16 protein-coding genes are annotated in these 13,567 nt (G+C 62.5%); 4 read left to right on the plus strand and 12 right to left on the minus strand.

Annotated elements, in window-relative coordinates; translation table 11 throughout:
* Positions 1–99 precede the first annotated feature (99 nt).
* The 7 genes from JMY24_RS13865 to JMY24_RS13890 all read right to left on the minus strand — a co-directional run bounded on the left by JMY24_RS13865 (position 100) and on the right by JMY24_RS13890 (position 6,374).
* Entirely contained in the window at positions 100–309 is a 210-nt protein-coding gene (locus JMY24_RS13865) for a DUF2970 domain-containing protein (protein ID WP_128585558.1), read from the minus strand.
* A 31-nt stretch (positions 310–340) separates the two neighbouring features.
* Positions 341–955, minus strand: a complete 615-nt coding sequence (locus JMY24_RS13870) for a cytochrome c oxidase assembly protein (protein ID WP_020067031.1) — start codon at positions 953–955, stop codon at positions 341–343.
* Between the two features lie 44 nt (positions 956–999).
* On the minus strand, positions 1,000–1,134 hold the full coding sequence (locus tag JMY24_RS38340; RefSeq protein WP_020067032.1) for a cytochrome oxidase small assembly protein: 135 nt from the start codon (positions 1,132–1,134) through the stop codon (positions 1,000–1,002).
* A 112-nt stretch (positions 1,135–1,246) separates the two neighbouring features.
* The gene (ctaD, locus tag JMY24_RS13875; protein WP_020067033.1) at positions 1,247–2,860 is read right to left on the minus strand and encodes a cytochrome c oxidase subunit I; all 1,614 of its coding nucleotides are present in this window, start codon (positions 2,858–2,860) and stop codon (positions 1,247–1,249) included.
* A gap of 43 nt (positions 2,861–2,903) precedes the next feature.
* Positions 2,904–4,538 carry a cytochrome c oxidase subunit II gene (gene coxB, locus JMY24_RS13880; RefSeq protein ID WP_128585557.1) on the minus strand — a complete coding sequence of 545 codons (1,635 nt, stop codon included), beginning with the start codon at positions 4,536–4,538 and terminating at the stop codon, positions 2,904–2,906.
* A gap of 73 nt (positions 4,539–4,611) precedes the next feature.
* A complete protein-coding gene (locus tag JMY24_RS13885) occupies positions 4,612–5,085 on the minus strand; it encodes a DUF2244 domain-containing protein (RefSeq protein ID WP_128594197.1) in 474 nt (157 codons plus the stop codon).
* Between the two features lie 323 nt (positions 5,086–5,408).
* On the minus strand, positions 5,409–6,374 hold the full coding sequence (locus tag JMY24_RS13890) for a methyltransferase domain-containing protein (protein WP_128594196.1): 966 nt from the start codon (positions 6,372–6,374) through the stop codon (positions 5,409–5,411).
* Between the two features lie 83 nt (positions 6,375–6,457).
* On the opposite strand from JMY24_RS13890, the gene JMY24_RS13895 reads away from it, so the two are divergent.
* Positions 6,458–7,246, plus strand: coding sequence for a ComF family protein (locus JMY24_RS13895; RefSeq protein WP_128594195.1), 789 nt, complete (start codon positions 6,458–6,460; stop codon positions 7,244–7,246).
* A gap of 18 nt (positions 7,247–7,264) precedes the next feature.
* Positions 7,265–7,735 (plus strand): tRNA (uridine(34)/cytosine(34)/5-carboxymethylaminomethyluridine(34)-2'-O)-methyltransferase TrmL, encoded by a 471-nt coding sequence (gene trmL, locus JMY24_RS13900; RefSeq protein ID WP_128594194.1) that lies wholly within the window; start codon positions 7,265–7,267, stop codon positions 7,733–7,735.
* Here the strand turns inward: trmL and JMY24_RS13905 are convergent.
* The 5 genes from JMY24_RS13905 to JMY24_RS13925 form a co-directional block, all read right to left on the minus strand.
* Entirely contained in the window at positions 7,708–8,256 is a 549-nt protein-coding gene (locus JMY24_RS13905; protein ID WP_128594193.1) for an O-acetyl-ADP-ribose deacetylase, read from the minus strand. The two genes, trmL and JMY24_RS13905, sit on opposite strands and share 28 nt — an antisense overlap.
* Positions 8,257–8,370: 114 nt before the next feature.
* The gene (locus tag JMY24_RS13910; RefSeq protein ID WP_128594192.1) at positions 8,371–9,369 is read right to left on the minus strand and encodes an NAD(P)H-dependent glycerol-3-phosphate dehydrogenase; all 999 of its coding nucleotides are present in this window, start codon (positions 9,367–9,369) and stop codon (positions 8,371–8,373) included.
* Between the two features lie 21 nt (positions 9,370–9,390).
* Positions 9,391–9,861 carry a protein-export chaperone SecB gene (gene secB / locus JMY24_RS13915; protein WP_128594191.1) on the minus strand — a complete coding sequence of 157 codons (471 nt, stop codon included), beginning with the start codon at positions 9,859–9,861 and terminating at the stop codon, positions 9,391–9,393.
* A gap of 150 nt (positions 9,862–10,011) precedes the next feature.
* Positions 10,012–10,272, minus strand: a complete 261-nt coding sequence (grxC, locus tag JMY24_RS13920) for a glutaredoxin 3 (protein WP_128594190.1) — start codon at positions 10,270–10,272, stop codon at positions 10,012–10,014.
* On the minus strand, positions 10,269–10,694 hold the full coding sequence (locus JMY24_RS13925; RefSeq protein WP_128585550.1) for a rhodanese-like domain-containing protein: 426 nt from the start codon (positions 10,692–10,694) through the stop codon (positions 10,269–10,271). Before JMY24_RS13925 ends, grxC begins: the two co-directional genes overlap by 4 nt.
* Positions 10,695–10,830: 136 nt before the next feature.
* Here JMY24_RS13925 and gpmA point away from each other — a divergent pair, with 136 nt between their 5' ends.
* Both gpmA and JMY24_RS13935 read left to right on the plus strand, forming a co-directional pair.
* Positions 10,831–11,577: a 2,3-diphosphoglycerate-dependent phosphoglycerate mutase gene (gene gpmA / locus JMY24_RS13930; RefSeq protein ID WP_128585549.1), complete on the plus strand. Its 747-nt coding sequence runs from the start codon at positions 10,831–10,833 to the stop codon at positions 11,575–11,577.
* 397 nt (positions 11,578–11,974) lie between these two features.
* Positions 11,975–13,552, plus strand: a complete 1,578-nt coding sequence (locus JMY24_RS13935; RefSeq protein ID WP_128585548.1) for a S41 family peptidase — start codon at positions 11,975–11,977, stop codon at positions 13,550–13,552.
* Positions 13,553–13,567 lie beyond the last annotated feature (15 nt).

Here is a 13,567-nt window from a genome sequence, read left to right on the forward strand (position 1 = left end):
GGAAGCTCCGGCTGTATCTTCGGCGGCGCGTGTGTACCGCACCGCTTCACTCTAATTCGTGGGCGCTGCTACGCCCGTACTACATGCATGCGCGCAGTGTCAGCCCACCACCGCGCGCACCACCAGAATCAGCACGCCGATGAAAATGGCCGTACTGATCAGCGCCGCGATAATGACGTGCACCGGGTTCAGTTGCGTTGCGTCGGCTTCCAGATCGCGCCGCTTGCGCACGCCGAAAAACGACCAGAACACCGCCCTCATCGACTGGCCGAAACTGCTTTTGCGCGGGCCGCCGCTGTTATCGCTCATTGTTGCCTTCCTTCGCCGGCGGCATCAGCCGTCAGGCGGGATTGGCGGCAGTTGCCGCCGTCTCGGCCGGGAGCGCCGCGCTTCCGACCTTCGCCGTTGCCGGCGTATTCAACTCGAAAAACGTGTACGACAACGTGATCGTTTTTACGTCCTTCGGCAACTTCGGATCGACGACGAACACGACCGGCATCCGCTTCGTCTGATTCGCCGTCAACGTCTGCTGCGTAAAACAGAAACACTCGATCTTCTTGAAGTACTCGGTCGCCTGCTTCGGTGCGTAGCTCGGAATGGCTTGCGCCTGGATCGTGCGTGCCTGTTCGTTGCTCACCTCGTACATCACTGTTGTCACTTCGCCCGGATGCACGTCCATGCTGCGCTGCTCCGGCTTGAAACCGAGCGGGCCGCGCGCATTCGCATCGAATTCGATCGAAACCGTACGGCTCATGTCGACCTGCGTATTCTTCGCCTCGCGCACCGTTGCATCGCGCTGCACCAGGTTGTTGATGCCGGTGATCTGACAGATCGCGCGGTACATCGGCACCAGTGCAAAACCAAAGCCGAACATCATCAACGCGACGACGAACAGCTTGACCAGCATCGAACGGTTGAAAGAGCGATCGGCCTGAGCCGGCGGTTGCGTCGACATCTCAATCCTCAACAAACCTGCAAACTACACCTGTACCGGTTCCGTCAGGAAAACCAACCCTGATTGATGATGACGCTCGCGAAAAATACCGCTGCGATTGCGAGCAGCACAAGACCTATCCGCCTGTTGCTCGCTCGAATCTGCTCCGGTGTACGTCTTTCCTGTGAATTGCGCGTCATGCTCGGGTTTCTAAATACCTTGTTACTGCCATTGCCGCGCTTTCGCCGCCGTCCGGTCCCGGCGACGCTGCAATCACGTCGCCCCGGAACCGGCCACTTCGCTAAACGACGATTACTCGACGGTCGGCGGGTTTTCGAACGTGTGGAACGGAGCCGGGCTCGGCACGGTCCACTCGAGGCCCGTTGCGCCGTCCCACGGCTTGTCGCCAGCCTTTTCGTGGTCACCGCCGCCGCGATACGCAGGCAACGCAACCGCGAACAGGAAGTACACCTGCGCCAAACCGAAGCCGAACGCACCGATCGAAATCACCTGGTTCCAGTCGGTGAATTGCGCCGGATAGTCGGCGTAGCGACGCGGCATACCTGCGAGACCGACGAAGTGCATCGGCAGGAACGCGAGGTTGAAGAAGAACATCGACGCCCAGAAGTGGATCTTGCCGCGCGTTTCGTTGTACATCCAGCCGGTCCACTTCGGCGCCCAGTAGTACCAGCCCGAGAACAACGCGAAGAGCGAGCCCGCCACCAGCACGTAGTGGAAGTGCGCGACCACGAAGTAGGTACCGTGATACTGGATGTCGAGCGGCGCCATGGCGAGCATCAGGCCCGACAAACCGCCGAACGTGAACACCAGCAGGAAGCCGACCGCGAACAGCATGGGCGTTTCGAAGGAGAGCGAACCGCGCCACATCGTCGCGACCCAGTTGAACACCTTCACGCCAGTCGGCACGGCGATCAGCATGGTCGCGTACATGAAGAACAGCTGGCCCGTCACCGGCATGCCGGTTGCGAACATGTGGTGCGCCCAGACCATGAACGACAGAATCGCGATCGACGAGGTTGCGTACACCATCGAGCTATAGCCGAACAGCGGCTTGCGCGAGAACGCCGGAATCACCTGCGACACGATCCCGAACGCCGGCAAGATCATGATGTACACCTCGGGGTGCCCGAAGAACCAGAAGATGTGCTGGTACATGACCGGGTCGCCGCCGCCGGCCGCGTTGAAGAACGACGTGCCGAAGTGGCGATCGAACAGCACCATGGTGATTGCGCCAGCCAGAACCGGCATCACGGCGATCAGCAGGTACGCGGTGATCAGCCAGGTCCAGACGAACATGGGCATCTTCATGAGCGTGAGGCCGGGCGCGCGCATGTTCAGGATCGTCACGACGATGTTGATCCCGCCCATGATCGACGAAGCACCCATCAGGTGGACCGCGAAAATCGCGAAGTCCATGCCCGGGCCCATCTGCGTGGACAGCGGCGCGTACAGCGTCCAGCCCGCGGCGGTCGCGCCGCCCGGCGAGAAGAACGAACCGACCAGCAGGACAGCCGCCACCGGCAGAAGCCAGAAGCTGAAGTTGTTCATGCGGGCAAAAGCCATGTCCGATGCGCCGATCTGCAGCGGCACCATCCAGTTTGCGAAGCCGACGAACGCCGGCATGATCGCGCCGAACACCATGATCAGGCCGTGCATGGTGGTCAACTGGTTGAAGAACTCGGGGCGCATGATCTGCAGGCCCGGCTCGAACAACTCGGCACGGATCATCAGCGCCATCACGCCCCCGGAGAGGAACATGGTGAACGAGAAGATCAGGTACAGCGTACCGATGTCCTTGTGGTTGGTTGCGAACAGCCAACGACGCCAGCCATGCGGCGTTTCGTGGGCATGGTCGCCGTGCACGTGCTCGTGGCCCGCGACTACATCGTGTCCGATGCTAGACATGACAATCTCCTAAAGCGAATACTGCGGTGCTGACCGTGACACGTCAGGCAGCCGGGCTGATCTGAACACGCCGGGCTTCTTTCGCGTCGCTGCCGCCCGTGATCGTTTCCGGCTTCTTCAAAATGATATGGTCTTCGGCGATGCCGGCTGCTTTCAACGCGTCGCGCACGGCTTCCGCACGGCTCTTTGCGAGCTTCGCGTTCGCGTCTGCGGAACCGGTGGCGTCGGTGTAGCCAGACAGCGTGAACTTCGCGTCCGGATGCGCCTTCGCGTATGCCGCGGCTGCTTCGACCGCCGCTTTTGCGTCGGCCGGCAGCGTGCTCTTGCCGGTATCGAAGTAGACGCTCGCCGGCAGCGTGGCTTGCGATGCCGCCGTGCTTTCCGAGCCCGCCGACGCTGCTTGCGCACCCGACGCTTCCGAAGCCGCGGCACCTGACGCCGCTTCCGCGCCGCTCGCCGCCGCACCTGCGTCGGCCAGATGATTGCCGCCTTCGGGCATCTTGCCGTTACGGGCGTCCGCGACCTGCTTCGGCTGGAGAACGTCGCCGGTGTGGTTGCCCCACGAATTACGTTCGAATGTGACCACCGAAGCAATCTCGACGTCGTTCAGCGTAGGCGCCCAGGAAGGCATTGCGTTCTTGCCTTTCAACACGATGCTGACATGCTCGGCGATCGCGCCGTTGGCGACCTTGCTGCCGTCGAGCGCCGGGAATGCGCCCGCGCCCTTGCCCGTGGGCTGATGGCAAACCGCGCAGTTGGCCGCATACACCTTGCCGCCGCGCTCCATCAACTCGGCCAACGTATAAGTCTTGTTCGGATCGTCCTGACCCGCGGCCATTTTCTTCTTCTGCGTGTCGACCCACTTCGCGTAGTCGTCGGTGGAAAGTACTTCGACCACCACCGGCATGAACGCGTGTTCCTTGCCGCAAAGTTCGGTACAGAAGCCGCGGAAGGTACCGACCTTGTCAGCCTTGAACCACGTGTCGCGCACGAAACCCGGAATCGCGTCCTGTTTCACGCCGAAGGCCGGCACGTACCAGGAGTGGACCACGTCGTTCGCGGTGGTAATGATGCGGATTTTCTTGCCGACCGGCACGACCAGCGGATTGTCGACTTCTTGCAGATACGTAGTGGAAATAGGCTGACGGCCGTCGGTTTCGGCACGCGGCGTGGCCAGCGTGGAGAGGAAGCTGATGCCCTCGCCCGGACCCTTCACGTAGTCGTAGCCCCACTTCCACTGGTAGCCGGTGACCTTGATGGTGACGTCGGCATTGGTCGTGTCCTTCATTGCGACAACCGTCTTGGTGGCCGGCAACGCCATCAAAACGACGATGACGAACGGCACGATCGTCCAGATGATTTCGACGGTGGTGCTTTCGTGGAAATTCGAAGCCTTGTGACCTTTCGATTTGCGGTGGGCAAAGATCGAATAGAACATCACAGCGAACACGCCGATGAAAATCACCGTGCAAAGAATCAGCATGAACGTGTGGAGGCTGTAGAGCTCCTCAGCGATTTTCGTCGCAGGCGGCTGGAGATTGATCTCGTTGACGGCGGGGCCGCCCGGAACATCGCCCACTGCCAGGGCGGCACCGGCGAAAAGCAGTCCGCTCATCGCCAGCACGCCCATGAGCGCTCGCTTGATTGTTTTCATAGCTTCCTTACCCAAAATTTCCATTCAAACCCTCGACCCCGCTGACCCCGTGACGGGCTGCCCGCGCTCCCCGTGAACGCCGCATGACCGGACGCGCCTAACAACGCGCGAGCCAGATACGCAATTCGCCGGCGAACTGCGCGCGCCGGTGCTGCGCGAGATGCTGACCGATCATGATCGTCTCGCCGCGCGAGACCAGCTTGATCTGATCACGCGGTGTTGCGCCAGCCTCGATCCGCACCCAGCGCGGATTGAACTCGAACTGCGTGACCTGCTCGGCGCTCACCTGCTCGATCACGAGCCGGTTCGGAAACAGCCGGATGCGTTCGTAATCGACAGCGTGGCGCGCATATATGGCAAACGCGACGCCCACCGCCAGCAATTCGATACCGGTGAACGGCAACACCAGCCAGGCGCCGACCAGAACCAGCATGAAAGCAATTGCCAACGAGAACAACGCAAGCGACACGTAGAAACACACGAACTGCCGCGGCGACATGGAACAGTTGCGTTTCATTGTCCAGTCCTTCAGGACCGGTTCTGAATCCGCCAGCAGATCTGATGCATCCATCGCTGCCTCCCGCCGAACGTCACAAACGCGTCACCAACGTCACCAACGGCCGCCCGCAATGCCCGACCGCGACCTCATATTCCGGTCGCCCAACCGCCACTTCGCCAACTCATCTTGCAGCCCCGTGCCTCGGGCCTGCCGCCCCAAATGTGGGAACTCCGGGCGACAAACTGACGCATTATAGGCGCGATCCATAGCATCCACAAGCAAGCCCCAACAGCCTCACAAGCCAGGCGCGACAAGCCTCCGCGCCGTTTTGCCGCACCTTCTGCACGTCTTTGGAAACGGTAATTTCAGACATAACAGATGTCCTCTTTACCGCTTTAGCGATTCCTCGACGAGCCTCGTCCAATGTCCTCTATTCGCACTATGCCGTGTCCTTCCGCCGTCGTGCGCGGCACCGCTTTCCACGCGTGTCCGTAGATCACCTCGAAGGTCAGCGCGATTGTTCCGTCGCCCCGCCGACGCGCTTCGAGCGCTGCCAGCAATGCTCTGTGCAACCGGCGTGCCGCCGCGCCCGACGACTCTTCGCGCTCGAACGGATACGCGCCCCAACGGCGCACGTCCGCGAGCAGCGACTCGGGCGATTTATAGGTGATTGTGATGGTTTCCTGGTCCATCACGGGAACTTCAAAGCCGCTTTCGACCAGCATGTCGCCAAGGTCATGCATGTCGACAAAGTCGATCACATGCTTGCGCGAGCCGACGCCGTGCGCCGCTTCCACCTCGGCGTATGCGCCGCGCAACTCCTTCAGAGTGTCGGGTCCCAAGGTACTGAACATCAGCAACCCATTCACCTTGAGCACGCGCTGCCACTCAGGGAATACGAGATCGGGGCGCGAGTGCCAGTGAAGTGCGAGATTGGACCAGATGAATTCGAAGGCGCCCGCCGCGAAGGGCAGCGCGGAAAAGTCCGCTTGCGCAAAGCGCGGACCGCGTGCGCCAAGCGCCTTGCCGAGCGTGGCAGGCAAGAAGCGCCGCCAGCTCGTATCGCCGGAATCGTGGCGCAGCGCGCGCGTAAGCATGGCGTGCGACAGGTCCGAGCCGAACACCGGCGCTTCCGGAAAGCGCTCACGCAATGCAGGAATGTCTTCGCCTGCACCGCAACCGGCATCGAGCACGCTCGCCGGCGCGACCTTGATGTAATCGAGACGCTCGCGCATGCGCTGCGCGATCTCGCGCGGCAGGAAGGCGACGTCGTCGAAAGTCGTTGCACGGCGGTCGAAAATCCGCCTGAGGCGCCGGGAATCGTAGGCCGGACGGCCTGATTGAGCGGGAGTTGGGGACATGGGTGTCGTACTGGCGTAGAGCCCGAAGTATACTCGTTCGCTTCCTCCGCTTCAGTGCGAAAGGCCTTCGCGGCCGCCAGTGCATGACATTCCGAGCATATTTTTCGTCCTCAGCCAGTCACATCACGCGATTCACGCGCGGCGTGCGTTCGGCGTGGCCGCATGTAATGCACGCAATTCTGCCGAACGCCTGTGCTTTGTGCGGCAATTTGTCGCACAGCACGCTGTGCCCCTTTTGCGACGAATCCTATTGGAATGAGAGTGCCTTGCGTTGTTGCGTGTGCGCCGTGCTGCCGCTGACCTTCACGCGAAGGGAACAGCACGCGTCTTATCGCTGCGCGGATTGCGTCGTCGAAGCACCGCCGTTCGATGCAACGTTCGCGCTCGCCGACTATCGCGCGCCGCTCGACGCGCTCGCAGTCGGCCTTAAGTTTCGCGCCCAGTTGATGCTGGCGCGCGAATTCGCGCGGCGCCTTGCGCGTCTCGCGCAAGATACCTGGCAAGATCCGTCCGACTGCCCCGATGTCATCGCTCCGGTACCGCTCGCGGACCGGCGTCTCCGTGAGCGCGGTTATAACCAGGCATGGCAGATTGCCAGAGCGCTGGCTCGTTCGTTGAAGGTGCCGGGCGACCCGACCCTGGTGCGCCGCGTGATCGACACCGCGCCGCAGTCGCGGCTCGACCTCGACGCGCGCCGGCTTAACGTGGGCCGTGCATTCCAGCTTGCTGGAAAAGTTGAAGGGCTGCACGTGGGCATCGTGGACGATGTAATGACGACCGGCGCAACGCTCGAAGCGCTCGCCCGCACGCTGAAGGCAGCCGGCGCGCGGCGCGTCACGAACTTCGTCGCACTGCGCACACCGAAAAACTAGTCTCTACCTGGCCACTTTATGTTCAATGTCGTTCTTGTCGAACCGGAAATTCCGCCTAATACCGGCAACGTCATCCGCCTGTGCGCCAACACGGGTGCGCGGCTGCATCTGATCGAGCCGCTCGGCTTTCCGCTCGACGACGCCAAGCTGCGCCGCGCCGGTCTCGACTATCACGAATATGCGCAAATGAACGTGCATGCCGACTGGGCCGCATTTATCGCGAAGGAGTCGCCGGATGCGGCGCGCATGTTCGCGTTCACCACTCGCGGCTCGGGCCGCTTCCACGAGCATGCTTTTAAGTCGGGCGACTGGTTCGTGTTTGGCGCGGAAACGCGCGGCCTGCCAGACTCGTTGCTCGAACAGTTTCCCAACGAACAGCGCGTGCGCCTGCCGATGCGTCCGGGCAACCGCAGCCTGAACCTGTCGAATACAGTCGCAATCGTGGTGTTCGAAGCGTGGCGTCAAACAGGTTTCGAGGGCGGCGCCTGACGGCGCTGCAACTCCGCCTGATAACGCTCGAACATGTCGTGGTCGAAGCAGGCGAAGATCACCTGCTCGAGTTGCGGCATGCGAGGTAGATTTTCGATTACCGTTTCGACCGCGATACGAACTGCTTCGTCCGGAGGAAAACGGTAGATGCCGCAACTAATCGCGGGGAATGCAATGCTCGCGCAGTTTGCCTCGCGCGCCACTTCGAGCGAGCGCTGATAGCAGGAAGCCAGCAGATCCGCCTCGCCATGCGTGCCGCCGCGCCAGACCGGGCCCACCGCGTGGATCACATATCGCGCCGGCAAATGGTAGCCGCGCGTGAGCTTCGCATCGCCAGTCGCGCAGCCGCCAAGCGCTTCGCATTCGCGCAGCAATTCCTTGCCGGCCGCGCGATGAATCGCGCCGTCCACACCGCCGCCGCCGAGCAACGAAGTATTGGCTGCGTTGACAATGGCGTCCACGTCAAGAGTCGTGATGTCGGCCACGCGCGCTTCCAGCGTGCAACGATCGATACTGAGCATGGGAACCTCACTGATCCGTAGCGTCGATAGACAATCGACAGCGAGTGCAGGCAGCCGTTCAGCGTTGTTACACGCCAAACGGCTGACAGGGAGAGCGCCCGGGAACCTGGGGACTTATTCGGCCTTCGAATCGCGCCGCAACAGGGCGCTGACGGCGTCGCGCGGCGCTACGCCGTCGAACAGCACGGCACAGACCGCCTGGGTAATCGGCATTTCGATTGCATGAGCACGCGCGATCGCGAGAACCGCTTGCGCGCAACGCACGCCTTCGGCCACATGGCCCAAGCCGCCGAGAATATCGGCGAGCGAACGGCCCGCGGCGAGCTGCACGCCGACCGTGCGGTTGCGCGACAGATCGCCGGTCGCGGTAAGAATCAGATCGCCGAGTCCCGTCAAACCAGTGAACGTCTCCGCGCGTCCGCCGAGCGTCACGCCGAGACGCGACATTTCGGCGAGTCCGCGGGTGATCAGCGCCGCGCGCGCGTTCAGGCCGAGACCCAGACCGTCGGCGATTCCGGTTGCAATAGCCAGCACGTTCTTCACCGCGCCGCCCACTTCTACGCCGACGATGTCGTCGCCCGTATAAATGCGCATCGCGCCGTGATGAAACGCCGCAACCGTGCGCTCGCGGCAGGCCGCCGAAGCACTCGCGATGGTCAGCGCAACCGGCAAGCGCTGACCGACTTCCCGCGCGAAGCTCGGACCGGACAGCACGCCATTACTGCCGTGCGCGGGCAGTTCGGCCGCGACCACCTGATGCGGCAACAACTGCGACTCCGCCTCGAAACCCTTGCAAAGCCACACGATATGCGCGGGCACTTTGCCCGCGTCGCGCATCGACTGGAACAGGGCACGCAGTCCGGCCACGGGCGTGGCGACGACGCATAGCGCGTCGTCGGCAAGCGCGTGGTCGAGCGCCGCGTTCAGGTCCGCTTCGTAGCGAAGCGCCGGCGGCAAAGCAACGCCCGCCAGATAGCGGGCGTTTTCGTGCGAAGCGGAGAGATCTGCGACCAGCGCGGGCTCGCGCGCCCACAACAGCGTGTCGTGTCTGACGGCCAGATGGCCGGCGAGGGCCGTGCCCCATGCGCCGGCTCCGAGAACAGCGACCTTCATAGCCGGCACTGCCTGCGACACTTAATGCGTGACGCCGTTTTGCGCTGCGCCGTCCTGGCCGCCCATCTGCGCGAGGCGTTGCTCGTAGAGCGCCTGGAAGTTGATTTCGGCGAGGTGGATCGGCGGGAAACCGGCGCGCGTGATCGCGTCGGCGATGTTCGAGCGCAGGTACGGGAACAGGATGGTCGGGCACGCAATGCCGACGAGCGGATCGACCTGTTCTGCCGGAATGTTGCGAATATCGAAAATGCCGGCTTGCTTGGCTTCGATCAGGAACGCAACTTTATCCGACACCTTGGCCGTCACGGTGCCAGTCACGAGAATTTCGAACACAGTGTCCGCGAGGCGCTCGGCCTTCACGTCGACTTCCACCTCGACCGACGGCATGTCCTGCTCGAGGAAAATGGCCGGCGAATTCGGCTGCTCGAGCGACATGTCCTTCAGATAGATGCGCTGGATGTTGAAGAACGGCTGGTTATTCTCGTCGGACATGATTGAGTGATTCCCTGATAGGTATGCGTAGCGGCGGCCCATGAACTCACGGGTCGCCAGATATTTGCGGCGCGCCGCCCGCCCTCGCGGGGCGACGATGCGCCGGCTTGTATTTCACCCGCCGCTTCCCGCGCCCAACGGCGCGAGAATTCAGGCGGCTTGGAGCAGAGGCGTCAGACCGCCCGCGCGATCGAGCGCGGAGAGATCGTCGTACCCGCCCACGTGCTTCTCGCCGATGAACACTTGCGGCACCGTGCGACGACCGGTCCGGGTCATCATTTCCTCACGACGGGCCGGGTCCTTGTCGATCAGTACTTTTTCGATATTCTCGACGCCGCGCGACTTTAAAAGACGTTCGGCCATCTGGCAATACGGGCACACCTGCGTGCTGTACATGATCACTTTGTTCACTTGGCTACTCCTTGTTTCACAACCGGCATGCCGGCTTTCTGCCAGGCGTCGACGCCGCCTTCCAGAACGTGGACTTCCGCATATCCCGCATCCTGCACGATACGCGCTGCCTTGTTCGACTGCTGGCCAGTCTGGCACACCAGCAGCACGGGGTTGCTCTTATTCTTCACCAGTTGCGCGACCTTTGCTTGCAACTCGGCGAATTCCAGGTGCCGCGCCGCGGGCAAATGCCCTTTGGCGAAGTCAGCCAGCGGACGCAGGTCGATGACCGCCGCGTTGCGCCGATTGATCAGCTGCGTGGCTTCGGCGGCCGACAGGCCACCGCGGCCGCGCCGGCTGATGATCGGCCACAGTAGCAACCCACCGGAGATGAGGACGATCGCAATGAGGACAAGGTTTGTGTAATCAGTGAAAAACTTCACGGAAGATCCGCCGAAAAAGAGAGAAATCGGAAAGGGCAATCCCGGCATTATAAAATAAGCGTCTGACGCGATGGCGGCGCTCCTCGTCGGGCGCCGGGCAGCGCTTACCGCTTCCTTACTACCGACCGGCAATCTTATGTACAAACTCGTTCTCATCCGCCACGGCGAATCGACGTGGAACAAGGAAAACCGCTTCACGGGCTGGGTCGACGTCGACCTGACCGAGCAGGGCAACCGCGAAGCGCAGCAGGCGGGCGTGCTGCTGAGGGAATCCGGCTATTCGTTCGACATCGCCTACACGTCCGTGCTCAAGCGCGCGGTCCGCACGCTGTGGCATGTGCAGGACCAGATGGATCAGATGTACATACCCGTCGTGCATTCGTGGCGTCTGAACGAGCGCCACTACGGCGCGCTGTCGGGTCTGAACAAGGCCGAAACCGCGGCGAAATTCGGCGACGAACAGGTGCTGGTCTGGCGTCGCAGCTACGACACGCCGCCGCCGGCGCTCGAACCGACGGACGAGCGCGCGCCTTATAACGATCCGCGCTACGCCAAGGTGCCGCGCGAACAGCTGCCGCTCACCGAGTGCCTGAAAGATACGGTGGCGCGCGTGCTGCCGCTGTGGAACGAGTCGATTGCGCCGGCCATCAAGTCGGGCCGCAAGGTGGTGATCGCGGCGCACGGCAACTCGATCCGCGCATTGGTGAAGTACCTCGACAACATCTCGGACGACGACATCGTCGGGCTCAATATTCCGAACGGCGTGCCGCTCGTCTATGAACTGGACGAGAACCTGAAGCCGCTGAAGCACTACTATCTGGGCGACCAGGAAGCGATCGCGAAGGCACAGGCTGCCGTCGCGAAGCAAGGCAAGGCGGGCTGATTCCGCTGCGCCCGCTAGTCCAGCGTGACTGCCACGTAGCTGCTTCTGGCCGCCGCCTGCTCATCTGCCCTTCGCCGCGTCCCCGCGCATCTTTGTTAAAGATCGTGGCGGCGAAGGTGGCAGCAAGCGCGGCGGCGCGCCACCAACGGATCACGCCGACCGGCAAGACGTACCGGTCAGTGCAGTCCGCTTCCCTCGATCGCGTCCACTCTGGCCGCGATCCACCGTTACAGCACATTACTTCGACGCCGCGCGCGTGTTGCGCCGAACCCGGCACGCCTGGCGCTGTCGAATCTCGATTGCCTGCGCCGCGCCCTGAGTTGGCGGGTGTGCAGTTATACTTGTCCGTCCCCATCTCTATCGACGCTGCCACGCGCTTCCGACCGCAACAGACTCTATGCGAAAGAACCTGAAAAATATCGGCCTGATCGCCGCGGGCCTTGCTACCGGTGTATTTGCCACTTTGCAACTTTCGGCCTCGGCCCAGCAGCCCGCCAGCGCCGCCGCCACTCCGTTGCCGCTGGACCAGCTCAGGCTCTTTGCCGAAGTGTTCGGGCAGATCAAGCACGAGTACGTCGAACCTGTCGACGATAAAAAGCTTCTCACCGCCGCAATCAAAGGCATGGTGTCGAGCCTCGACCCGCATTCGTCCTACCTCGACAAGACCGATTACGAGGAACTGCAGGAGCAGACCAAAGGTCGCTTCGCGGGCCTCGGCATTGAAATCTCGTCGGAAGACGGCCTGATCAAGGTCATCTCGCCGATCGAAGACACGCCCGCGTTCCGCGCCGGCATTCGTCCGGGCGACCTGATCACGCGCATCAACGACAAGCCCGTACGCGGCATGACGCTCGACCAGGCGGTCAAGCAGATGCGCGGCGAACCGGGCACCAAGGTCACGCTCACGATCTTCCGCAAGACCGACGACCGCACGTTCCCGCTCACCGTCACGCGAGCGCTCATCAGGGTGCAGTCGGTCAAGATGAAGATCCTCGCGCCGGGCTACGCGTATGTGCGTATCACCAGCTTCCAGGAACGCACTACGCCTGACCTCGCCGCGAAGCTGCAGGACATCGCGCGTCAGCAGCCGAATCTGAAGGGCCTCGTGCTCGACCTGCGCAACAACGGCGGCGGCCTGCTGCAAAGTGCGGTCGGCGTGGCCGGCGCGTTCCTGCCGCCGAACTCGGTCGTCGTGTCCACCAACGGGCAGATTCCGGATTCGAAGCAGGTTTATCGCGACACTTACGACAACTACCGCCTGCAGTCCTTCGACACCGATCCGCTGAAAGACGAAGCGCCGATCTTCAAGACCGTGCCGATGATCGTGCTGACCAACGCCTACTCGGCGTCGGCATCGGAGATCGTCGCGGGCGCGCTGCAGGATCAGCATCGTGCGCTGATCGTCGGCAAGACGACTTTCGGCAAGGGCTCGGTGCAGACCGTGCGGCCCATGACCGCCGACACCGCGCTGCGCCTGACCACGGCGTATTACTACACGCCGAGCGGCCGTTCTATCCAGAACAAGGGCATCCGTCCTGACATCGCGGTCGATCAATACGCAGAAGGCGATCCGGACGACGCACTCGTCACGCGCGAAGTCGACTACTCGAATCACCTTGCCAATACGCAAGACCCGAACGAGAAGAAGGAAGCCGAGAAGCGCGAGCAGGATCGCATGGACCAGTTGCGTCAGCTTGAAGAGCAGAACGACAAGAAGACGCCGGAACAGCGCCAGAAGGATCGCGAGCGCAAGCCGGTCGAATTCGGTTCCGCCGACGACTTCATGCTGGCGCAAGCGTTGAACAAGCTCGAAGGCAAGCCGGTGCAGGAATCGAAGTCGCTGACCGAGCGGCGTCTCGCGCAGAACAAGCCGGCCACGTCGGCGTCCGCGCCGGTCGCGGTGAAGCCGACGCAACCGGTGCCGGGTGCGTCGGGTGTTGCGCCGGCAGCCGCACCGGCCACCCAAAGCAAGTAAGCAGCACGACTCACG

Source organism: Paraburkholderia kirstenboschensis (assembly GCF_904848585.1).
Classification (GTDB): domain Bacteria; phylum Pseudomonadota; class Gammaproteobacteria; order Burkholderiales; family Burkholderiaceae; genus Paraburkholderia; species Paraburkholderia kirstenboschensis.